Genomic DNA, 21,013 nt, shown 5'->3' on the forward strand with positions numbered 1-21,013 from the left:
TATTGCTGTATTTTTTCTTATCAATAGAAAATGTATGTCTGCATACGATTCATCAGCGCTTTAAACTGAAACGAGGATATCATCCTTAGTGCGGTGGAAGGGAATGGTTTTATGAATTTGGAGCTAAAAAAAGTAATACGTAACACAGAATTGGGACTTTTTTGTCTAAAAGCAGGCAAAGGTGTTATGGTATTCCTTTGGCGACGACTATTTCGAAATAATAAAATTCAAAAAACACAAAAGAAGAAAAATAAAATCGAGAAAATTAAGAATCAGAGCCAGGGGAATTTTACTGTTGCAAATAAAGATATTTGCAAGCGGGGAAAAATAGGCTTTAGGGCGTGCAGAATCATAAAGGATCGATATTTTTAACAAAAATTTCAAGGAGGCTATTACATTGGATGATCAGAGAAAGGAAGAGCAGGAGTACGAAAGTATTGCTGTGGATAAAGATGTGAATCAAGTGGAAAACAATGTGGATGAACAGGGCAAGACTGTAGAGAACATGGGGACAGATGGAGGATTTTCAGAGGAATTTGCGGAAAATGTGAGCAATTCTGTGGAAACACCAGAGGATTCTGTGAATAACTCTGTGGATACGGATAGAGAAGTTGTGCAGAACTTTGTGGAAAAGGGAGCAGACAAAGATGACACTGTGGAAGAAACTGTGGATAATGTGGATAACACGGCGTTGGATGTGGAAAATCAAGCAAATTTCAGAAAAAAAGACAATGGTGTTTGGTGGAAGGTCATTTTAGGCGTTCTTGCCTTTGTAGGGGTAATTGGTTACTGTTGGTTTGCAACAGGAGGTGGCCTTTGGAAAACTGCAGATTTAGCAATTGCGTACTTAAAGGATAATGGTTTATATGTTTATGATCTAAAAAATGATCCTTATATGGTGAATGATAGTGTAACCAAAGGTGGTGTCAGCAATTATTATTACTCAGCTTGGGGTGCAAATGTTTCTGAGGATAATGGTGACATTTACTATATGGCAGGGGTGAATGCGGATAGTATCGGGGATTTATATTATAAAGACATCGAAAATAAAAATGCCAAGCCCATTCTGATTGGGGAAAAGGTGTATCATTTTATTAGAAGCGCTGATGGCAATGAATGTGCATATCTTGTAAAAAACGGCGATAAAATGGATTTGTATGTTTTTGCCAATGGACAGAGCCAAAAGATAGACGATGATATCTTACTTCAAAACGGTGCATATGAATTAAGCGATGACGGTTCCTATCTATTGTACAAAAAGAATATTGGCGAGAAGATAGCTCTTTTCTCTCGCATCATTGGAGAGAAGGAATCTGTAAAATTGGCTGATTCCTCTGTTTTGAGTTTTATATCAAAGAAAACAAATATTGCTTATTATTTAGGACAGAAAGAAGATTCATATCAGCTTTTTCAGTTTTCTCCGGGAAAACAGCCCCAGCTGATTGCAGAGCAGGTTACTTACGCAGAGTTGATGCCTAACAATCAGGATGTTTTGTACTGCGCGATGAGAACGGAAGATGCTTCCTTTAGTCAGTTGATTGAAGATGACATTACAGATCTTTCATCCTATGATGAAAAGCGTCAGGCTCAAATTAAAGAGATTAGAGAAAAGATGAATGGCAAAGAAGGTATGGATCCTATTTTTCAGGATTGCTATTTGCTAAATGCCGGGGGTAATAAAATCAAATTGGGTGAAACTGTGATTTCTGCTGTATCCCTTCAGGGTAAGGGCAGTTATGTGGGTGGTTTCTATATGCAAGCACCGGAGCCTGTGAAGCTTTCAAAGGTCACCTCCTTTGATGAAGCAATGTACACCTATTATGCAGCATTGATGTATGGACAAAGAGAAGTATTTATTGCAGATAAAACAGGCAAGAATTATCTTTTGCAAGACAAAAAAGCAGTGCCTAATACAATTCAGGTTTCTCCTGATGGGAAAACTGCCGCTTATTTTGTGCAGGATGAAAACACAGGTGGTAATGTGTTGATGGTGGAAGCCCTTGATGGCAAGAGTGCGCCTGTTCAGGTTCAAAAATCAGTTGAACAAATGACCTTTTTGGGTGACAGTAACACATTGGTGTATTATTATAATTATAACGGTGGCATGGGCAGTTTAGGCATGTATAAAGATGGAACTCCACAAGACATAGAGAAAAATGCTGTTGGAGTATATTTCCCTGAAGACAAGGGAGAGGTATACTATATGGCAAATACCGATACCAAAACAGGCAACAGTGCCTTGATGAAGTTTGACGGAAAGGGAAAAACAGAAATTGATCGAGATGTTTTTGTGTTCCAATATAAAGAAAACGGTAAATTTGCTTACTTGAAAAACTATGATATTACAACAGGGATAGGTGATTTGTACTATTATAATGGGAAAACTTCTCGTATGGTAGATTCAGGTGTGACAGCAATTTATATTTACTGAGAATGAGGTAGGATTTATGAAGAAACAATGGGAGACCTTTTCTTCCGAAGAAACTGAGGCGATTGGTGAGAAAATGGGGCAGGCTGCTAAGCCTGCCCAGGTATATTCTTTGGATGGGGATTTGGGTGTAGGGAAAACTGTCTTTACAAAGGGATTTGCCAGAGGACTTGGGATAACAGAGCATGTTACAAGCCCGACTTTTACAATTATTAATGAATACTTGGGTAGAATTCCCCTATACCATTTTGACGTGTACCGTATTTCCTCTGAGGAGGAAATGGATGATATCGGTTATGAGGATTATTTTTATGGTCATGGGGTTTCTTTGGTGGAATGGGCTACGCTGATTCCTAACTTAATACCCAAAGATGCCATTCATATCACCATAGAGAAGGATTTTGAAAAAGGTGACGATTATCGACGAATTACCGTTTGTCAGGGGGAAGAAGCATGAAGATTTTAGCCATTGATACAACAGGGCAAACAGCCAGTGCTGCTATTGTGGAGGAGGACAAGCTGATTGCGGAGTTTACCTTAAATTATAAATTAACACATAGTCAGACAATTATGCCGATGATTGCTGAAATTTGTGAAAAAACGGAAACAAAGGCAGATGAAGCCGACTATATTGCCTGTGCCAGCGGGCCGGGATCTTTTACCGGTCTGCGCATTGGTGCTGCTACAGCAAAAGGGTTGGCCTTAGCCCTTGGGAAGGAGCTCGTTCCCGTTCCCACATTGGATGCTCTGGCATATAATGTGTTTGAAACAGATAAAATAATTTGTCCGATTATGGATGCTAGACGTAGTCAGGTTTATACAGCTTTTTACCGTTGGATCAACGGAAAATTAAGCCGTTTGACGGAAATGATGGCAATCAGCATTGATGAAGTAATACAAATGGCAAGGGACTATGAACAAAAGGTTATATTTTTAGGAGACGGAGTGCCGGTTCATCAAAAAAATTTATCTCTTTTCCCTGATTTTATTTTTGCTCCTGCTCACTGCTCTTTGCAAAGGGCAGCCTCTGTGGCATCATTGGCCATGGAACTTGTAAAAGAAGGTGGGGCGGTGGAAGGCAGTACTTTTGATTTAATTTATTTAAGAAAGTCTCAGGCAGAACGAGAGCGGGAAGAACGCCTGCAAGGAGAGGGGAAACAGAATGATTAAAGTTGTACCAATGCAGGAGGAGCATATTGACGGAGTTCTGGCGGTAGAGGAAGCTTCTTTTTCGGTACCTTGGAGCAGAAAGGATTTCGAGCGAGAAATCAAGGAAAACAAAATGGCGATTTATTTCGTTGCCATGGATGGAGATAAGATTGTTGGTTACGCAGGCATGTGGCACGTAGTTACAGAAGGGCATATTACCAATGTGGCGGTTTTGCACGAATATCGCAGGCAAGGCATTGGTGAGCTTCTCATGCAAAACATGGAACTGGTGGCGAAAGAAAGAGAAATGATTGGAATTACTTTGGAGGTTCGTATCAATAACGAGCCGGCACAGAGATTGTATCATAAATATGGTTTTCGGCCGGAAGGGATTCGGAAAAATTATTACTCAGATACCCATGAGGATGCCGTAATTATGTGGAAATATTATCCTGTTTTTGAGGGCTATGAGGAACATTGCAAGAAAGGATAAGAAAATGCGGACAGAAGAATGTTTCGAATATTGGGCTGAAATATGTCTGCATTTTTGGAAGGAGGAGAGTAAAGATGGCGCAAGAATTAGAGTATACACAGCTGAAAAATGGCTGTTTTCCAGAAGATTTTTCCTTTCGCACAACAGGCGAAATTTCTCCATTGGAAGGAATTATCGGGCAGGAGCGTGCAGTAAGGGCGTTTGACTTTGGTTTGATGGTGAAAATGAAGGGATATAACATTTATATGTCGGGGCCTTCAGGTACAGGGAAAACCACCTATGCCAAAGCCAGTACGGAAAAGTTGGCGGCAACTGAGCCTGTCCCCAGAGATTGGTGTTATGTTTATAATTTTCAAAATCCAAGAAATCCTTTGGCTCTTCGGTTTGAAAAGGGCATGGGGAAGCAATTTAAAGAAGACATGAGCGAACTTGTTCAGCTTCTGAAAACAGAAATACAGAAGGTATTTCGCGCAGAGGAATATGAGAAGCAAAAAAGCAATTTGATGCGTACTTTTGATGAAAAAAGAAGCAGTTTGATGGAAGATATGAGCAAAATGGCTGCTGAATTTGACTTCCAGATAAAAACCACCAACTCCGGCATTTATTTTATGCCTGTTGTAAACGGGAATGCCATTGGTGAAGAGGAATATGATGCTTTAGACGAAGATATTAAAAATGAAATTGAAAAAAATTCGCAGGTTGTTCAGGAAAAAGCCGGAGCGATCATGCGTGACATAAGAGAGCTGGATAAGGCCTCTAAAAAAGAATTGGAACAGCTTGAATATCAAGTGGGTATGTTTGCCATTGGACACCATATCAGTGGGATTCAGGAGAAATATCAGGATTGTAAACGGGTAATCGAGTATATCAACGAGGTACGCGAAGATGTTTTAGAAAACCTGGGACAGTTTTATGAGGATGAAGAAGACAGTGATGAAGGAATTTCCTCTTTATTGCCCATGCTTGGGAAAAAACCCGCTGAAGATGTTACACTGAAATACAAGGTGAACTTAATTGTAGATCATTCCAAGAGCGAAGGTGCTCCTGTGGTGGTATCCTTTAACCCCACCTATTCCAACTTAATGGGAGAAGTGGAGTATGACAGTGAGTTCGGCAATTTAACCACGGATTTTATGAAAATCAAAGGAGGCTTGCTCCATAAAGCCAACGGGGGATATTTCATTGTGCAGGCACAGGATATTCTTTCTATGCCCCAAGCTTGGGAGGCACTGCGTCGGGTGATAAAAACCAAGGAAATTAACATGGACAGCAGCAGAGACCAATTGGGGACTACGGTGGCACCTACATTAAAACCGGAACCCATTCCTGCGGATATTAAGGTAATTATGATTGGCAGCAACTACTACTATGAGCTGTTAAGCGAATATGACGAGGAGTTTGATAAGTTTTTCAAGATTAAGGCTGATTTTGATTATGAGATGCCTAGGAATCGTGAAAATATGTGGAAATTAGCAGGATTCATTAAACGATTTGTGGAGCAGGAAAAGACCATGGAGTTTGATGCAAGCGCAGTTTGTGCCATTTTGGAATATTCATCAAGGCTGGTTGAGAGACAAAATAAGTTGTCTACACGCTTTAATCAGCTTGCGGAAATTCTTTGTGAGGCGGTAACTTGGGCAAAAATGGAGAATGCCCAGGTGGTTACTGCGGCTCATATTAAGAAGACGATCTATGAGAAAGAGCAAAGAATGAAGCTTTATGAAGAAAAGCTTGGTGAAATGCTGGATGAACATGTTATCATGATTGATACTGAGGGGCGTGTTATTGGGCAGATTAACGGTTTAGCTGTATTGGATATGGGAAGTTATGCTTTTGGCAACCCGAGCCGTATTACAGCAACCACTTATGTGGGAAAATCCGGGCTTATTAATATTGAAAAAGAAGCGCGATTGAGTGGTCAGACTCATGACAAAGGGGTTCAAATTATTAACGGATTTTTAGGGCAGACTTATGCACAGGAATTTCCATTATCTCTTTCTTGTAGAATTTGCTTTGAGCAAAACTATAATGGGATTGATGGGGACAGTGCTTCCAGTACAGAGCTTTACTGCATCCTCTCTTCTCTTTCCGAGGTACCCATTCGCCAGGATTTGGCGGTTACAGGGTCCGTAAATCAGAAAGGGGAAATTCAGGCCATTGGCGGTGTTACCCACAAAATTGAGGGCTTTTATGACCTTTGTAAAAAGCGTGGCTTAACAGGAACCCAAGGGGTTATAATTCCTGCATCCAACATTAAGGATTTGGTGTTGAAGGATGAGGTTGTGGAATCTGTGAAAAACGGTGAATTCCACATTTATCCCATCAGCCAGATTGGAGAAGGCATTGCCCTTTTGATGGGAATGCCGGCAGGAGAGAAGGACGCTGAGGGAAATTACCCTGAAAACAGCATTCATGGTTTGGTAATGAAGAAATTAAAAAAATTTGATATTTTGGCACGTAAAAAAGTATAATAACTGTTTTTAGCATCCATTTAAGATATAGGAGTTTATCAGGTGGATTTTTCAAATAAAGAATCTTTTGCCACCCAAAATGTATTTAAAGGCGATCTTTGGGCGAATGGATTTCTTTTGGCAGTATTTGCATGTTATATTTTATTTAAAATAGAAAATTTTTCTCCCCCCATGGTAGTGGGCCTTTCCATTGCCATTGTAATTTGCTATCTCATGGGATTATATAAACATCCCCAAGTGAATCATGCAACGAAAAGCAGTGTCTGGTGGTGGGAATATCCGTTGTTTGTTGTAGGATTGATTCTTGCAGCCACGGGAGTGCCGATGTAATACTTTTGTGGGGTTTTCTTTATGGGAATGGAGTTTTGTTATTGAAATATAATACTGCCAAAGGTCAGAATATGAAGCCGGAATGAACGGCTCTGGAAAGTTCTTTATGCCACCTACCATTTCGACCTATTAGAGGTCAGTCTTTTAAACCCAAAAGCCCGTATTGCATTAGACTACAGGGAAAACCTTGTAATGCAATCGGGCTTTTTTCTTTTTTGTGTGAAACAAGAATGGAAATTATTTGAATTCCATTTGAAGCTTATATCAGTTTTATTCAGACCTTTTTGTGTTCCTTTAGATATAAGAAGAAAAAGCCCTTCTCTATTTATTAAAATTATATTTCAATTGGGACATTTCCCTTTCAATTGCGACAAAATTTGATATACTTAATATGATTAAGTAAATAATGAAGGCATTTGCCTTTTGATGGGATATGCTTTAGGAGGTAACTATGAAAGTTGGGTTTAAGCGGCTGTTTCTTTCAGCTTTTGCCATAGGGATGATGATGACAAACGTGGCATATGCAAAAAAAATAAATATGAATTTATTTTATGATGGAAAGAATCACCCATATAATGCGTCTGAAGTTAAAATAAACATTGATGGGAAGGAATTAGTACCTGAGGATATGCCTCCTGTGATTATTGAGGGCAGAACAGTGCTTCCCATGCGTTTAATTGCGAAGGCGCTGGGGTGTGAGGTTCTTTGGAACGAGGATACAAAGCAGGCCTTTGTAATGAATGATGATTCCACTGTGGCATTCACATTGGGAAGTAAAAAGGGCATTAAAAACGGGAAAGAGTTTACAATGGATGTGCCGGCTATGGTTGTAAACGACAGAACCATGCTCCCTGTAAGGGCATTGGCACAGGCTTTGGATTTGAATATTACTTGGGATGACCCCAATAGAACAGTAAACATTGGCTCTGACAATACTCCAACTACGCCAACTACGCCAACTACGCCAACAACACCAACTACGCCAACAACACCAACCACGCCTACAACGCCAACAACCCAGGCGATCAAAGTTTTTCAAGCTTCTGTACCCACCAGCGCAACAGCCTCACAGGTTTTTACCATTGAAGCAGATCGGGCAATATACAGCTATGATGAGGTTTATGTGGATGACGGTAGGGTTGTTATCGACATTCAAAATGCAACCAGCAGTCTTTCGGAAAAAATTACTGCAACAAACAGCAATATAGTAACGGCGATACGTACGGCTCAGCATGATAGTAATGGTACACCTGTTACTAGAGTTGTTTTTGATTTATCCGGTAAAAAGAATAAGACAATAACTCAAAGTGCAGATAAGAAAAAAATTATTATTACCTTTGAACAGTCTGTGATTGATGAAATTTCCCTTACCAATCGAGGCGATGCGGACAAATTGGTGGTAGGTGCCAGTGGCTCTTTAGGTGCGAAAGTATCAACATTATCAAACCCCCAGAGAATTGTGGTGGATATTCCAAATGTTCAATCCAAAGTGGAAAATGAATTGAGCACCAAAGGTCTATCCTATATTAATGCTGCGAGAACAGGTATGTATGATGCCAATACATTCCGCATTGTTTTAGAGATTGGGCAATTGACAGACTTTAGCTGGAAAGAGGAAAATGGAGAATTAACCCTTGAAGTGAAAAAATCAACCCTTGAAAATCTCTCTTATGATTCAGCGTCTAATATTCTAACGCTAGAGAATATAAAATCTTTAGATGTTGATAGAATTGTAAAAAATGACCGGCACACAGAGGGCTATTATGAGCTGACCTTGCCGGGGAATTACGAGAGCGTATATGGATATGGTACATTAAAAATTGGAAATGATGTTATTAACAATATTTTAGTTTCCACTAAGGGTGGTGACACCGTAATACGGTTTAACCAAAATCGCTACAGTGAATATGTGGTGAAGGAAACAAAGAATGGATATGAGATTGCTGTAAAGAATCCAAAGGAAGTTTATAATAAAGTTGTTCTGCTGGATGCAGGCCATGGTGGAAACGATCCGGGCACCAGTGGTAACGGCTTGGTGGAAAAGAATCTTGCGTTAGCAGTGGCGCTGAAGGTGCAAAAATATCTGGAGAGTTCCGATATAAAGGTATATATGACCCGAGACAGCGATACAAGACCTGAAAATAGCCTGAGGGCAAAAACAGCAAATCAAATTGCGGATTTGATGGTTTCCATTCATATGAATTCGGCAGGAACGAACACGACTGCAAATGGTACGGAAACCCTGTATCAGGTACATAGCAATGACAACGGCAGTAAGTTGACCAGCTTGAAGGCGGCAGAGATCATGCAGAGCAACTTGATTCAAGCTTTTGGTACCACCAATCGTGGTGTGAAGCGAAGAACAGATTTATTGATTTTAAATGGTACTTCAGTTCCTGCAATTTTGGTGGAAACCTGCTTCTTATCAAACCCCGGTGACGCTATCAAAATTTCTTCTTCTACAAATCAGGACATTGTTGCAATGGCCATGGCCAAAGCAATTACTGAAATGATGGATGATTATACAGTTCGGTAATAAAGAATAGAAAAAGGCATTACAAGTGAGAATTTACTTTGTAATGCCTTTTATATGTTCAGAAAAATATTTTTTTGTGTAGGGCTAAGGTACATAGGATCACATAAAGAAAAGCAAAGCCACGAACTATTTGTATACGGATAGATTATACCCTAGGGGTGGATTTTTTTGTTCAGAACTTCTTTGCGTTTCAAAGAGTTTAACATGCTGAACATAATTTTATTAACTACTTTTTCATGCAAAAGTCGCGTCAGGAAGCCGATGGGAATACAGAGTATCAGCCAAATTATGCTGAATAGCAGACAAACCTGTCCCAGTATATTACAAGGTAGCTTTGAATAGTCCCAGATGTGCCATCCCAGCCATCTATTCACCACAATTCCTACGGAGAATTCTATGGCAGTTATAATCAGTGCACCGATACAACAGCATGCCCAATAGGGCAAAGAAAAGCTGGTGTTGAATAAAATATATAGGCATAAAAATGCCAACCCCCCTGCCAAAAACATTGTCCAATGGGAATAGCCACGGTAAAGCACTTCAATACTATAATAACCAAAGGCTCCAATGAAAAAAATCATTGTTCTGCGAATAAAAGTATCCATAGAAAGCCTCCTTTCAATCAATCATAAAAATAGTATGATTATATTTTTACAAAATATTTAGAATTATTGATGGTAATTTTTTATTTTAAAACTGATTCAAATGCAGAATTCTATTTTATTACGAAAAAAAATAGAAAGAGAACCATGAAATTATGCATTTGTCATTAGGGATAAGGTAAATCTACTGAAATCTGATGTATTTTTGATTAGACATGAGATAGAAAATTTTCTGTTCAAAGATGGATAGACAGGATATAATGGAGAATAGATTGCACAAAGGAGGAAAGAAAATTGAGTAGATTTGACAACAGAGAGAATGATGAATTAAGACCAATCAAAATAACGAAAAATTTTACCCGATACGCAGAGGGATCTATTTTGATAGAATGGGGCAATACAAAAGTGATTTGTAATGCCACGGTAGAAGAAAGTGTACCTTCTTTTAAAAAAGGTGGCGGTGAAGGCTGGGTTACGGCGGAATATTCCATGTTGCCTCGTGCTACACAATCAAGGAATAAACGGGATATTCATAAATTGAAAATGAATCCAAGGGCAACAGAGATTCAAAGGCTCATTGGCAGATCGCTGAGAGGTGCTGTTGATATGAAGGCTCTGGGAGAAAGAAGTATTACCGTAGATTGTGACGTGATTCAGGCAGACGGCGGAACAAGAACAGCTTCCATCACTGGGGGATTTATTGCTCTGGCATTGGCTTGCAAAGGGCTTGTGGAACGGGGACTTCTGGCAAAAATGCCCCTTACCAGTTATATAACGGCAGTCAGTGTTGGCATCGTGGAGGGACAGAGTGTTTTGGATCTATGCTATGAGGAAGATTCCGCTGCTGAGGTGGATATGAATATTATTATGAGCAATGCATCAGGCTTTATTGAATTGCAGGGAACGGGAGAAAACGGTACTTTTTCTCAGGAGCAATTGGCAGAGATGCTTTGCCTTGGTAAAAAAGGAATTCAGGATTTAATGAAAATACAGAAGGACGCATTGGAAGGCTTGGAATTGCGCTAAGATGGGAGAGAGAAAAGCATGGAAACAATTATTTTTGCTACAAAAAATAAAGGGAAAATCAAAGAAATCAATGCAATTTTAGCAGATATGAATGTAGAGGTTGTCTCTATGGAAGATGCAGGCATTACCTTTGATGTCGTTGAGGATGGGACATCATTTGAGGAAAATGCAATGAAAAAAGCTGTACAGATCATGGAGATTGGCAATAAAATAACCTTATCCGACGATTCCGGTTTGGAAATTGATTATATGGACAAGGCTCCGGGAATTTATTCCGCCAGATTTATGGGAGAGGAAACACCCTATCCACAGAGATTTCAGGCCATTTTTGAAAAGCTAGAAAATGTTCCCGAGGAAAAGAGAACTGCCAGATTTGTAAGTTGTATAGCGGCAGCATTTCCTGATGGCAGAAGGCTGGTGAGCTATGATACTGTTGAGGGAATCATTGGCTGGGAGGCCAAGGGTGAGAATGGTTTTGGATATGACCCTATTTTCTTTGTTCCCGAAAAAGGCAAATACATGGCAGAGCTTTCTCCTGAAGAAAAGAATGCCATTAGCCATAGAGGAAAAGCTTTGCGTAAAATGAAGGAGATGCTGAAAAAGGAATTGGAGAAATGAAAATTTTGGTATTAAGTGATAGTCATGGGCGAATTGAAAATGCAAAGGCAGTGCTGCAAAGACTGGAGCAGCAGGTGGACATGGTTTTCCATTTAGGTGATTATGACGAGGATGCCAAAGCGCTTCAATCTATGTTTTCCGGTCTGCCTTTTCATTATGTGAAAGGAAATAATGATTATGGGTGGGATACGCCTTCGCATAAGCTGGTAACTGCCCAAGGGAAGCGCTTTTTGCTGACCCATGGACATAAAGAGCGGGTACATTTCAATGTGAACACCGTAGCCTATTGGGGAGAAGAACAGGGGGGGGATGCCGTTATTTTTGGGCATACCCATGTACCTTTCAAAGATGGTGACGGACGTGTGTATTTGTTTAATCCCGGCAGTATTTCTCTGCCAAGGGATGGATTTCCGCCCACCTTTGGAATCATTTCCATTGAAAATGAAAGAATAGAGGGCGCTATTATGGAGTTCGACCAAGGGACAATCAGACGGAGAAAACGTGAGTTATAGGTGTAATAATTAGAAGAGCATTCCCTTTGTGACCTCAATTTAATATTATAAAAGTGAGTTAGGGCAATTTTGAAACAATATAAATACAAAGCTGCCGAATCTTAGGAGGTATTATATTATAATCATACCTCCTAGGCTTAAAAAATAGGCAGACTGGGAGTGGTTGTTCTTGTTTTTAAGGATAAAAAGTAAGTATAAGATGTAGCACCTTTGCCTTAAAACAGAGTGAGGAGAAAGACGCTCTATGTTGTGAAATGAAAAAAGGATTAACTGTGATTTCCCTCTCTGATTCTTCTATAAAAGAAGGGAAAAGTATAAAAAACTGCATTTTTAAAAAAAAGTGTTGACGAAGCATGAAAGTTGTGGCATAATAATTTTTGCGTAATCGCTTTGAATCAGTAGCTCAGTTGGATAGAGCAACGGCCTTCTAAGCCGTGGGTCGGGGGTTCGAATCCCTCCTGGTTCAGATTTTGCGGGTGTAGTTCAATGGTAGAACGTCAGCCTTCCAAGCTGAACACGTGAGTTCGATTCTCATCACCCGCTTTTTTTTGTGTGAATCAGTAGCTCAGTTGGATAGAGCAACGGCCTTCTAAGCCGTGGGTCGGGGGTTCGAATCCCTCCTGGTTCAGATTTTGCGGGTGTAGTTCAATGGTAGAACGTCAGCCTTCCAAGCTGAACACGTGAGTTCGATTCTCATCACCCGCTTTTTTTGTGGGAATCAGTAGCTCAGTTGGATAGAGCAACGGCCTTCTAAGCCGTGGGTCGGGGGTTCGAATCCCTCCTGGTTCATGACTTGGCTCATATGAGAGCCTTTTTTCATATAAACGGAATTTATTCCTTGACAATCTTTCAAGGGAAGTTTAAAATAAACTCTATCATGCGGATGTGGCGAAATTGGCAGACGCGCTGGATTTAGGTTCCAGTGGGTTACCCCGTGCAGGTTCAAGTCCTGTCATCCGCAGTAATATAAAGTCATGTTTTGAGATATTTGTCTCATGCATGACTTTATTGTTTTTTTATGATATTATTTTGTAAGGTGCTTTTATGATTCGTTTGGTTTCATAGAAAGAATTAGGGGGTTATTATGTTTCGAGGTATGAGGAGATTCAAACAGCAATTAACCGAACAAGAATGTGTGGATGTTTTAACCCAAGCACCAAGAGGTGTTTTGGCGGTGCATGGCGAGGATGGGTATCCGTATGCTTTTCCCATGAACTACATTTATTTGGATGGCAAGATATATTTTCATAGTGCAAAAGCAGGGCACAAGCTGGATGCCCTAGCATCTGACAGCAGGGTGTCCTTTTGTGTAATGGACGAAGGATATCGCAAGGATGGAGAATGGGCATTAAATATAAAAAGTGTCATAATATTTGGTCAAATGAAAAAAATAGAAACAGCTCAGGAAACAGTGGAAATTGTTCGTCAGATTGGCTTGAAGTATTTTCCCACAGCAGAAAGTGTTGAGGAAGAAATCCATAAGGCGGGGGCATACGTGCAAGTTTTAGAACTATCCATTGACCATATGACAGGAAAGCTAGTGAATGAGTCGTAATAGAAGAAGCTTGTTACAGCTATCTTAAAGATAAGGGCTTCCATATTGTAACGAGGTTTGCATTATAAGTCAGATTGACCTTAGGGAGATCTGGCTTTTTCTTTTCAATGAAATGGGGGTATGCTAATATAATAGCAATAAAATCTTTTTGATATGAAACCCTAAGGAGGGATTTTTTGTGGAGAATAAAGATAGAATGAAATATTTTTATGAGCATATTACCTCTGAACACAGCCTTGATGAGGTTTGTGACTATGTGTCAGTAGACTGTATCATTCGAGTAGGGGAGAGGTGTATTCCTGTTGGAGTGGATGGGGTGAAACAGCATATGATTGAAGTAAGAAAAACATATCCTGATTTAAAGATGACAATTTTAAACCAGTATTGGTGAATGGTTGGGGATGAGACCCTCTGGTAAGAGTGTAAGTATTTTCGGTGTAAATATTGATAAGGTTATAGATGGGAAGATTGTTGAACACGGTGGAGCGGCGAATACATTTGATGCTTTGTTTGAAGCGGGGATCATTCAGCCTGCCAGAGAAAATCAATAAAATATAAAGGATAGTTTATATCTTATTCTATCAGAAGCTTGCTTTTTTCTATTCATGTTTTAGGGCTTTCCTTTTATTTCGAAAAAAGTCCCAATTAATGTTATTTTTTTTCTCTGCTGTGGCATACTTAATGCATAGATTGCGGAAAAATAAGTGCGTTAAGGAGAAAAAACATGAGAATACCAAAACATATTGGCATAATACCGGATGGGAACCGCCGTTGGGCGGTGGAAAATGGACTGGAGAAAAAAGATGGGTATGATAGAGGGCTAAATCCGGGACTTGAGCTTTACAAGCTCTGTAAAGAGATGGGAGTAAAGGAAATTAGTTATTACGGTTTTACCGTGGATAACACAAAACGTCCCACTGAGCAGAGGCTCTCCTTCACCAATGCCTGCGTAGATGCAGTGAAGCTTCTTTCCGGAGAAGATGCAGAACTGCTGGTATTAGGGAATGCTGATTCAAAAATGTTTCCTGAGGAGCTTTTGCCCTACACCAAGCGGCGAACCTTTGGCAAGGGGGGCATGAAGCTGAATTTCTTGGTAAACTATAGTTGGGAGTGGGACACGGGCTTTGCAAAAAACAATTTAATGGGGCCTTTACAGTCTCAAGAAGTTTCTCGTGTGGATCTTGTGATTCGATGGGGTGGCAGGAAGCGCCTTTCGGGGTTTTTGCCCTTACAGTCTGTTTATTCTGATTTTTATTTTATTGATGACTTCTGGCCGGATTTCAAAAAGGAGCATTTGGAAGAAGCCATCGGTTGGTACAGCAAGCAGGAAATTTCTTTGGGTGGTTGATAGAGATTACAAATGGAGATACAAGAGAAAAGAAAAGGCGGTTCCGCTGAATGGGAACTGCCTTTTTCTTTACATTACTATTTCTTTATGCCAAGGTTGTTTGAAAACAGAGAGTTTGTATTTTATAAAGATTCAAACTCATCTAATAACTCTTTGAAGAGGGATAGAGCTTTTTGAATGGGCTCTGCAGTGGATAAGTCCACACCGGCGCCTTTTAGCAAATCAATAGAGTATTCTCTGTCTCCCTTTGAGAGGAAATCCAGATATGCATCAATGGCAGGCTTTCCTTCGGAGAGAATTTTACGGGAGAGGGCGATGGCCGCACTATAGCCCGTTGCATACTGATATACATAAAAAGCATTATAAAAATGAGGAATTCTTGCCCATTCAATATCTATTTCATCATCCAATGTGATATTATCTCCGAAATAATTTCTGTTTAACTCGCGATAAATGGTGTTCAGACCTTCCCATGTTAAGGGTTCTCCTTGCTCCACCATTTGATGGGTGATTTTTTCGAATTCTGCAAACATGGTCTGGCGAAATAAAGTGCCGCGGAATTGCTCTAAGAAATAATTTATAAGATATTTCCGCATTTTTTTATCTTCCGTTGCCTGAAGGAGATGCTCCATCAGCAAGGCTTCGTTACAAGTGGAAGCCACTTCGGCAACAAAAATCTTGTGTCCACTATAAAGATAAGGCTGTTTTTCCCATGTGAAGTGACTATGCAATGCATGCCCCATTTCATGAGCTAAGGTGAACATACTATTAATGGTGTCATTGTGATTGAGCAAAACGAAGGGATGGACGCCGTAACTTCCCCAAGAATAAGCACCACCTCGTTTTCCTTTATTTTCGTAAACATCAATCCAACCACTGTTCATACCCAGTTTCAATGCTTTGATATAATCTTCCCCTAAGACATGAAGGGCTTTTGTAACTGTTTTTTTTGCTTCTTCATAAGGGATTTTTACATCATTTTCAGAAACTAAGGGCACGTAAAGGTCATACATATGAAGTTCGTCTACCCCAAGTTCTTTTTTACGAATGTCAATATATCGATGCAAAAGGGGTAAATTTTCATGCACTGTTTCAATAAGGGTGTCATATACCGATAGAGGAATATTATCATCGGCAAGAGCCATCTCCATTGAAGAATGATAGTTTCTTGCCTTTGCAAAAAAGACATCACTCTTTACAGAAGCACTATAGGTTGCAGCAAGGGTATTTTTCTTATCCAAATATACGCTATACAATCCTTTAAATGCTTCCTCCCTCACTCTGCGGTTGGGACTTTCCAAAAAGGTAACATAACGCCCCTTTGTCAATTCTATTTCTTTCCCTTCAGCATCTGTAACCATGGGAAAATGGATATCAGCATCGTTGAGCATGGTGAAGATTGTTTGAGGTGCACCGCCTAATTCTGAGCTTTTTGCCAAAAGGGCTTCTTCTGCAGGGGAAAGAGTATGCTCCTTCTGGCGAAGGAGTGAGTGAAAATAATGGTCATAGATTTTAAATTCCGAAGAAAGCTCTTTGCGAAAGCTTGCCAGTTTCTCTTCCGGGATTGCAATAATCTCAGGTGAGAGGAAGGACACTGTGGCAGAATATTGAATTAAGAGCATTTCTGCACGGGAGGACATTCCCTGATAAAAAGCATTGGCGCTTTCCTCATGCAGACGCATATTCGCATAGGTATAAAGATGATCCAGAGTTAGAGAAAATTCGCTGTTTTTTGTTAAGCATTCCAAAAGGGTTTGGGCGGAATCTTCCAGATGACCGGAAAACTGGGCCATTTCGGGAAGCTTCTCTTGAAGGTCGGCAAAGACTTCCTCCCACTGAGAGTCTTTTAAATAATAGTCTTCAATATGCCATTTATATTCAGGTCTTGCATCTTTTCTTTCGGGCAAAATATGATTCATGATATCATCCTTTCTGAATGAGATTTTCATATACAAAAATAATGGTATTGAACTGGTTTTTTCTGTGATAGTATACCACTTTTTTGTTGGGATATGAAGGAAAAGCGAAGATTTTCTTGCTACTGATAAAAAATCATAGTATGATAGCAACGAGGTGAGAATTATGAAAAATGGGCTAAAGGTTTTGATCGTTGCCTCTGAGGCGGCACCCTTTATCAAAAGCGGTGGTTTGGGTGATGTTGTTGGGTCGCTGCCAAAAGCTTTAAAGGAACAGGGTGTGGATGTTCGTGTTGTGATACCACGCCATATGTCTGTGAAAAATAGTGAAATGCAAGATGTAAAATATCTTGGCGAGTTTGATGTGCATTTATTTTGGCGTATTCAGCGGGCAAAGGTTTTGGTGAAACCCCAAGAAGTACCCATTTATTTTATAGAGAATGACTTTTATTTTGGCCGAGGCAATTTATATGGCTATGGCGATGACAATGAACGGTTTGCCTTTTTTGGCAAGGCTGTTTTGGATATGATGGCGATGTTGGACTTTTACCCTGATGTTTTGCATTGTAATGACTGGCAGACAGGTCCCATATGTCTATACTTAAAAGAGATATACAGCAAGATGATTTATTATTCTAGAATTAAGACTTTGTTTACCATTCATAATTTGCAATATCAAGGAAATTTTGATAAGAGCACCATGGAAATTTTGGGTGCACCTTATTATTGTTATGAAAACGGTAACGTTGAGTTTTATAATAACGTAAGCTACATGAAAATGGGATTAACCTATGCTGACAGAATTTCTACGGTAAGTGAAACCTATGCCAAGGAAATTCAAACTTGGGAATTTGGCTATGGAATGGACGGAATTTTGCGCAGTCGAAGGGATGTTCTTAGCGGCATTGTCAACGGTATTGATTATTTGAGCAACGATCCGGAAACGGACAGTCATATTACTTATCATTATAATGTGGAACATTTAGAGGGAAAAGCACAAAATAAGCAGGTTTTACAGGAGCGCTTGGGACTGGAACGTCGGGATGTACCGATTATTTCTATGATTACCCGTTTGGCTGACCAAAAGGGCCTAGATATTTTATCTCATGTATTTCATGATATGATGCAAAGAGATGTACAATTTGTGTTGCTTGGAACGGGAGAAACCAGATTTGAATATTTTTTCAGAGAAATGGCCCATCGCTATCCCGGCAGAGCCAGTCTGAACATTTTCTTTGATGAAACGTTAGCCCAGCAGATTTATGCAGGGGCGGATTTATTTTTAATGCCATCTAGATTTGAGCCCTGTGGGTTAGGGCAGATGTTTAGTCTACGTTATGGAACGGTACCTATTGCAAGAAAAACGGGAGGTTTGGCGGATACCATAATGCCATATGATGCAAAAACGAAAGAGGGAAATGGTTTCTTGTTTGAATCCTACGATGGAGGTGGTATCCTCTGGGCATTGGATCAAGCCTTACAGGTTTATCATAAGGGAAAAGAGGATTGGATGCATGTTGTGAAAAATGCCATGAACAGCAATTACTCTTGGGCGATTTCTGCCGAAAAATATATTGAGCTTTATGAAATGTTGAAAGAAGAAGCTTTACCAACAGAATAATGCAGGAGCAAAGCCTCTGCAAGTGGGAAAATTCTAGGGAAGGATGCTGGAGATTTTCTGCTTGGGAGGCTTTTTTTATGTTCCTTTATTTTCAAAAGATACAAGCTGCTTGAAATTTTGGAGGAAAATGCGATAGGTGTCAATTGTTTTCTCCTGTGTAAATTGCAAAAAAACAAGATTTATAGTATGATGAAATTTATGGTAGAAACATGCTTTGCAGGAAGGAGCAGTTTATGGGAAAGAACCAGCAGAAACCGAAAGCGAAGGACAAGGGACTTGTAACGCTGTTAGTGATACTCACTTTAGTGGGCGCAGTGGCAGGGCTAATTTATTTAGATACGTTTTATGGAGCGGGGCGGCTTCAATCCTATTTTTCCAATGTATTTCAGTCGAAGGAAAGTGGGCAGGGCAACGAGGAGATGGTAGAGGCGAAGGGTAAGATACAACTTGACGAGAGCAGTCGTTCATCCTTTGCTGTGTTTGGCAGTCGTTTTTTGTTGAGTACCAAAGATGGCGTAAAATATTTCAATGGAATCGGAGACCGCAAGTGGAATGATACCTTTAATATGACAATACCTCAGCTGATTTCTGAAGGAAGTTATGCGGCAGTGGGGGATATGAATGGGAAGACAGTTCGGGTTTATGGGGAAAATGGACTGATGTATACAGTGCAGACAGAAGGAACCCTCATACAATTTGCATTAAACAAAAATGGGTATTTGTCTGTCATTTCTAAAGGGGACACGGCATATTCTGTTCAGATATATAATGCAGGAGGCACTTTGTTGAAGGGACGTATCGAGGAAAGCGCCGGAATATTCCCTTTATGCTCCGATGTATCCGACGACAATAAATCTTTTGCCATTAGCTATCTGGATACGTCCGATATTCAGCCTATAGGGAGGGTTTTGTTTTTTTACGTAAATCCCGATGATAGTGAAAACCTTACGGACAGCATGTTTGCTGTAGTGGAAAAAAATGATGAAGTCATTCCCATAATCGGTTTTATGCAAGGGGGAGGACTCGCAGCTGTATCAGACCGTGGAATATACGGGATTTCTTCCGTTGGACAGGAAGCTTGGAGCTATCCCCTTGAAAACAGATTGGCTCAGGTTTCTTTGTCAAATAAAAACTATGTTGTGCTTGCCATGGGTGATTCCATTGCCAACAAAGATGGGCGGGAAAAAGGCACAATCTGTTGGATTGATAGCAGTGGTAAGGAGAGCGCAAGCTACAAAAGCGGCGGAGGGATTGACTATTTACAGGCTTCTGAACAAGGGGTTGTGATTGGTGTGGATAAAATATATTCAGGAATAAAAAATAGCGGAAGATTGGCATGGAGTTATCGAACTGCCTCAGATGTGAGGGATATTCTGCCAATGGAGCAGTTAGAGCAGGTTATGCTGGTTACCAAAGGCGAGGCACTGATTACTCAGATGAAAGGAACCCAAACCGCAAGACCTATTGTATCCCCCGAAGGGGAAACAGAGCCAGAGGTTGTTGGGGGAACCACAGATAAAAATCATGAAGCACCCGTTGAGAATGCGCCTTCCTCTGGAAATCAGCAAAAAGGCGATGACCAAAAACAGGTAAAGAAAGGCATGGCACAATAAAAATAAAGAATTTAGGAAATGAAGGTGATACATATGGAGCAAATGCCATTGTTATTGGATGCAGCGGTGATTATTTTGATTTTAGTTTTCGCAGGCATTGGCTACCACAAAGGCTTTGTAATGGAGGCACTGAGCTTTTTACCCATGCTAGCGGCAATGATTGCAGTAAAATTTCTGACTCCAGTGATGGGGGTACTTTTAAGGAAAACTCCCTTTTTTGGGACTTTAGCAAATTCTATTGGGAAATCGATGCAACTGGATACGGTAATTGGCAATGCGGCAATGCATACACAAACAGAAATCATTCAGAATATGCACCTACCAGATTTTCTAAAGGATGCATTGTTAGAAAATAATAATCCTGTTATCTATAATCTGTTGGATGTACAGGGATTGAAGGAGTATATAGCGGGGTTTCTGGCCAATGTATGCATTAATATTGTCAGCGTAATTATTGTTTTTGTTGTTGTTTTGTTCCTCGCACGTTTTTTGCTGAAGGCATTAAATTTGGTGAGCAAGCTACCGATTTTGAACTTTTTTAATCGTTCTTGCGGGTTGTTGGTAGGCGGAATTAAAGGACTCTTTTGGATTTGGCTTATTGCTATGGGGATAACTTTTTTACAATGTAATGATAAAATGCTATCCTTTTTTCAGGTGTTGAATCAATCGGTGATTGCATTATTTCTATATGAAAATAATATTTTATTGTTCTTGATTTTGAAGATTTTTACTTGAAAAACTTGATGTTTTCTGGGTTTGAAATATTATGTAAAAAAAACGAAAAAAATCGTTGAC

At 40.0% G+C, this 21,013-nt stretch carries 19 protein-coding genes and 6 tRNA genes; 23 read left to right on the forward strand and 2 right to left on the reverse strand.

Annotation, left to right across the window (positions count from 1 at the left end):
• Positions 1-397: 397 nt before the first annotated feature.
• The 7 genes from CPRO_RS01620 (at position 398) to CPRO_RS01650 (ending at position 9,407) form a co-directional block, all read left to right on the forward strand.
• Positions 398-2,431 (forward strand): hypothetical protein, encoded by a 2,034-nt coding sequence (locus CPRO_RS01620; RefSeq protein WP_066047091.1) that lies wholly within the window; start codon positions 398-400, stop codon positions 2,429-2,431.
• Positions 2,432-2,447: 16 nt separating this feature from the next.
• Positions 2,448-2,885 carry a tRNA (adenosine(37)-N6)-threonylcarbamoyltransferase complex ATPase subunit type 1 TsaE gene (gene tsaE / locus CPRO_RS01625; protein WP_066047095.1) on the forward strand — a complete coding sequence of 146 codons (438 nt, stop codon included), beginning with the start codon at positions 2,448-2,450 and terminating at the stop codon, positions 2,883-2,885.
• Positions 2,882-3,598, forward strand: coding sequence for a tRNA (adenosine(37)-N6)-threonylcarbamoyltransferase complex dimerization subunit type 1 TsaB (gene tsaB, locus CPRO_RS01630; protein ID WP_066047098.1), 717 nt, complete (start codon positions 2,882-2,884; stop codon positions 3,596-3,598). The genes tsaE and tsaB overlap by 4 nt, the downstream gene beginning before the upstream one ends.
• Positions 3,591-4,070 carry a ribosomal protein S18-alanine N-acetyltransferase gene (rimI, locus tag CPRO_RS01635; protein WP_066047101.1) on the forward strand — a complete coding sequence of 160 codons (480 nt, stop codon included), beginning with the start codon at positions 3,591-3,593 and terminating at the stop codon, positions 4,068-4,070. Before tsaB ends, rimI begins: the two co-directional genes overlap by 8 nt.
• A gap of 74 nt (positions 4,071-4,144) precedes the next feature.
• The gene (locus CPRO_RS01640) at positions 4,145-6,541 is read left to right on the forward strand and encodes a Lon protease family protein (protein ID WP_066047103.1); all 2,397 of its coding nucleotides are present in this window, start codon (positions 4,145-4,147) and stop codon (positions 6,539-6,541) included.
• A 42-nt stretch (positions 6,542-6,583) separates the two neighbouring features.
• Positions 6,584-6,871 carry a hypothetical protein gene (locus CPRO_RS01645; protein WP_066047106.1) on the forward strand — a complete coding sequence of 96 codons (288 nt, stop codon included), beginning with the start codon at positions 6,584-6,586 and terminating at the stop codon, positions 6,869-6,871.
• A gap of 451 nt (positions 6,872-7,322) precedes the next feature.
• A complete protein-coding gene (locus CPRO_RS01650; RefSeq protein ID WP_066047109.1) occupies positions 7,323-9,407 on the forward strand; it encodes an N-acetylmuramoyl-L-alanine amidase family protein in 2,085 nt (694 codons plus the stop codon).
• A 152-nt stretch (positions 9,408-9,559) separates the two neighbouring features.
• On the opposite strand, the gene CPRO_RS01655 is transcribed toward CPRO_RS01650, so the two are convergent.
• The gene (locus CPRO_RS01655; RefSeq protein ID WP_082754182.1) at positions 9,560-10,012 is read right to left on the reverse strand and encodes a putative ABC transporter permease; all 453 of its coding nucleotides are present in this window, start codon (positions 10,010-10,012) and stop codon (positions 9,560-9,562) included.
• A 291-nt stretch (positions 10,013-10,303) separates the two neighbouring features.
• On the opposite strand from CPRO_RS01655, the gene rph reads away from it, so the two are divergent.
• From rph to CPRO_RS01715, 13 genes are all read left to right on the forward strand, one after another.
• Positions 10,304-11,035, forward strand: coding sequence for a ribonuclease PH (gene rph, locus CPRO_RS01660; RefSeq protein ID WP_066047112.1), 732 nt, complete (start codon positions 10,304-10,306; stop codon positions 11,033-11,035).
• A gap of 18 nt (positions 11,036-11,053) precedes the next feature.
• Positions 11,054-11,653 (forward strand): XTP/dITP diphosphatase, encoded by a 600-nt coding sequence (locus CPRO_RS01665; protein WP_066047115.1) that lies wholly within the window; start codon positions 11,054-11,056, stop codon positions 11,651-11,653.
• Positions 11,650-12,165, forward strand: a complete 516-nt coding sequence (locus CPRO_RS01670) for a metallophosphoesterase (protein WP_066047118.1) — start codon at positions 11,650-11,652, stop codon at positions 12,163-12,165. Before CPRO_RS01665 ends, CPRO_RS01670 begins: the two co-directional genes overlap by 4 nt.
• A gap of 392 nt (positions 12,166-12,557) precedes the next feature.
• A tRNA-Arg gene (locus CPRO_RS01675) sits at positions 12,558-12,631 on the forward strand.
• 6 nt (positions 12,632-12,637) lie between these two features.
• Positions 12,638-12,708: transfer RNA gene (locus CPRO_RS01680), tRNA-Gly, on the forward strand.
• An 11-nt stretch (positions 12,709-12,719) separates the two neighbouring features.
• A tRNA-Arg gene (locus tag CPRO_RS01685) sits at positions 12,720-12,793 on the forward strand.
• 6 nt (positions 12,794-12,799) lie between these two features.
• Positions 12,800-12,870: transfer RNA gene (locus CPRO_RS01690), tRNA-Gly, on the forward strand.
• 10 nt (positions 12,871-12,880) lie between these two features.
• Positions 12,881-12,954: transfer RNA gene (locus tag CPRO_RS01695), tRNA-Arg, on the forward strand.
• Between the two features lie 90 nt (positions 12,955-13,044).
• Positions 13,045-13,126, forward strand: a tRNA-Leu gene (locus tag CPRO_RS01700).
• 123 nt (positions 13,127-13,249) lie between these two features.
• The gene (locus CPRO_RS01705) at positions 13,250-13,720 is read left to right on the forward strand and encodes a pyridoxamine 5'-phosphate oxidase family protein (protein ID WP_066047121.1); all 471 of its coding nucleotides are present in this window, start codon (positions 13,250-13,252) and stop codon (positions 13,718-13,720) included.
• A gap of 178 nt (positions 13,721-13,898) precedes the next feature.
• Positions 13,899-14,111, forward strand: a complete 213-nt coding sequence (locus CPRO_RS15970) for a nuclear transport factor 2 family protein (RefSeq protein WP_330383851.1) — start codon at positions 13,899-13,901, stop codon at positions 14,109-14,111.
• Between the two features lie 10 nt (positions 14,112-14,121).
• Positions 14,122-14,271, forward strand: a complete 150-nt coding sequence (locus CPRO_RS15975) for a nuclear transport factor 2 family protein (RefSeq protein ID WP_330383852.1) — start codon at positions 14,122-14,124, stop codon at positions 14,269-14,271.
• Positions 14,272-14,444: 173 nt separating this feature from the next.
• Positions 14,445-15,068 carry an undecaprenyl diphosphate synthase family protein gene (locus tag CPRO_RS01715; RefSeq protein WP_066047123.1) on the forward strand — a complete coding sequence of 208 codons (624 nt, stop codon included), beginning with the start codon at positions 14,445-14,447 and terminating at the stop codon, positions 15,066-15,068.
• A 122-nt stretch (positions 15,069-15,190) separates the two neighbouring features.
• Here CPRO_RS01715 and pepF read toward each other — a convergent pair whose 3' ends face one another.
• A complete protein-coding gene (gene pepF, locus CPRO_RS01720) occupies positions 15,191-16,987 on the reverse strand; it encodes an oligoendopeptidase F (RefSeq protein ID WP_066047125.1) in 1,797 nt (598 codons plus the stop codon).
• A gap of 163 nt (positions 16,988-17,150) precedes the next feature.
• On the opposite strand from pepF, the gene glgA reads away from it, so the two are divergent.
• From glgA to CPRO_RS01740, 3 genes are all read left to right on the forward strand, one after another.
• Positions 17,151-18,605 carry a glycogen synthase GlgA gene (gene glgA / locus CPRO_RS01725; RefSeq protein WP_066047128.1) on the forward strand — a complete coding sequence of 485 codons (1,455 nt, stop codon included), beginning with the start codon at positions 17,151-17,153 and terminating at the stop codon, positions 18,603-18,605.
• A gap of 233 nt (positions 18,606-18,838) precedes the next feature.
• Positions 18,839-20,218 (forward strand): DUF5711 family protein, encoded by a 1,380-nt coding sequence (locus CPRO_RS01735; protein WP_066047135.1) that lies wholly within the window; start codon positions 18,839-18,841, stop codon positions 20,216-20,218.
• Between the two features lie 33 nt (positions 20,219-20,251).
• Positions 20,252-20,953, forward strand: coding sequence for a CvpA family protein (locus tag CPRO_RS01740; protein ID WP_066047138.1), 702 nt, complete (start codon positions 20,252-20,254; stop codon positions 20,951-20,953).
• Positions 20,954-21,013: the final 60 nt, after the last annotated feature.

The organism is Anaerotignum propionicum DSM 1682 (assembly GCF_001561955.1).
GTDB lineage: Bacteria > Bacillota > Clostridia > Lachnospirales > Anaerotignaceae > Chakrabartyella > Chakrabartyella propionicum.

Coding starts and splice junctions, on each gene's coding strand:
- CPRO_RS01740 (WP_066047138.1), top strand. CDS start 20,252: ATGGAGCAAATGCCATTGTTATTGGATGCAGCGGTGATTATTTTGATT.
- pepF (WP_066047125.1), bottom strand. CDS start 16,987: ATGAATCATATTTTGCCCGAAAGAAAAGATGCAAGACCTGAATATAAA.
- CPRO_RS01735 (WP_066047135.1), top strand. CDS start 18,839: ATGGGAAAGAACCAGCAGAAACCGAAAGCGAAGGACAAGGGACTTGTA.
- tsaE (WP_066047095.1), top strand. CDS start 2,448: ATGAAGAAACAATGGGAGACCTTTTCTTCCGAAGAAACTGAGGCGATT.
- CPRO_RS01670 (WP_066047118.1), top strand. CDS start 11,650: ATGAAAATTTTGGTATTAAGTGATAGTCATGGGCGAATTGAAAATGCA.
- glgA (WP_066047128.1), top strand. CDS start 17,151: ATGAAAAATGGGCTAAAGGTTTTGATCGTTGCCTCTGAGGCGGCACCC.
- CPRO_RS01640 (WP_066047103.1), top strand. CDS start 4,145: ATGGCGCAAGAATTAGAGTATACACAGCTGAAAAATGGCTGTTTTCCA.
- CPRO_RS01705 (WP_066047121.1), top strand. CDS start 13,250: ATGTTTCGAGGTATGAGGAGATTCAAACAGCAATTAACCGAACAAGAA.
- CPRO_RS01665 (WP_066047115.1), top strand. CDS start 11,054: ATGGAAACAATTATTTTTGCTACAAAAAATAAAGGGAAAATCAAAGAA.
- rimI (WP_066047101.1), top strand. CDS start 3,591: ATGATTAAAGTTGTACCAATGCAGGAGGAGCATATTGACGGAGTTCTG.
- tsaB (WP_066047098.1), top strand. CDS start 2,882: ATGAAGATTTTAGCCATTGATACAACAGGGCAAACAGCCAGTGCTGCT.
- CPRO_RS15975 (WP_330383852.1), top strand. CDS start 14,122: ATGAGACCCTCTGGTAAGAGTGTAAGTATTTTCGGTGTAAATATTGAT.
- CPRO_RS01715 (WP_066047123.1), top strand. CDS start 14,445: ATGAGAATACCAAAACATATTGGCATAATACCGGATGGGAACCGCCGT.
- CPRO_RS01650 (WP_066047109.1), top strand. CDS start 7,323: ATGAAAGTTGGGTTTAAGCGGCTGTTTCTTTCAGCTTTTGCCATAGGG.
- CPRO_RS01655 (WP_082754182.1), bottom strand. CDS start 10,012: ATGGATACTTTTATTCGCAGAACAATGATTTTTTTCATTGGAGCCTTT.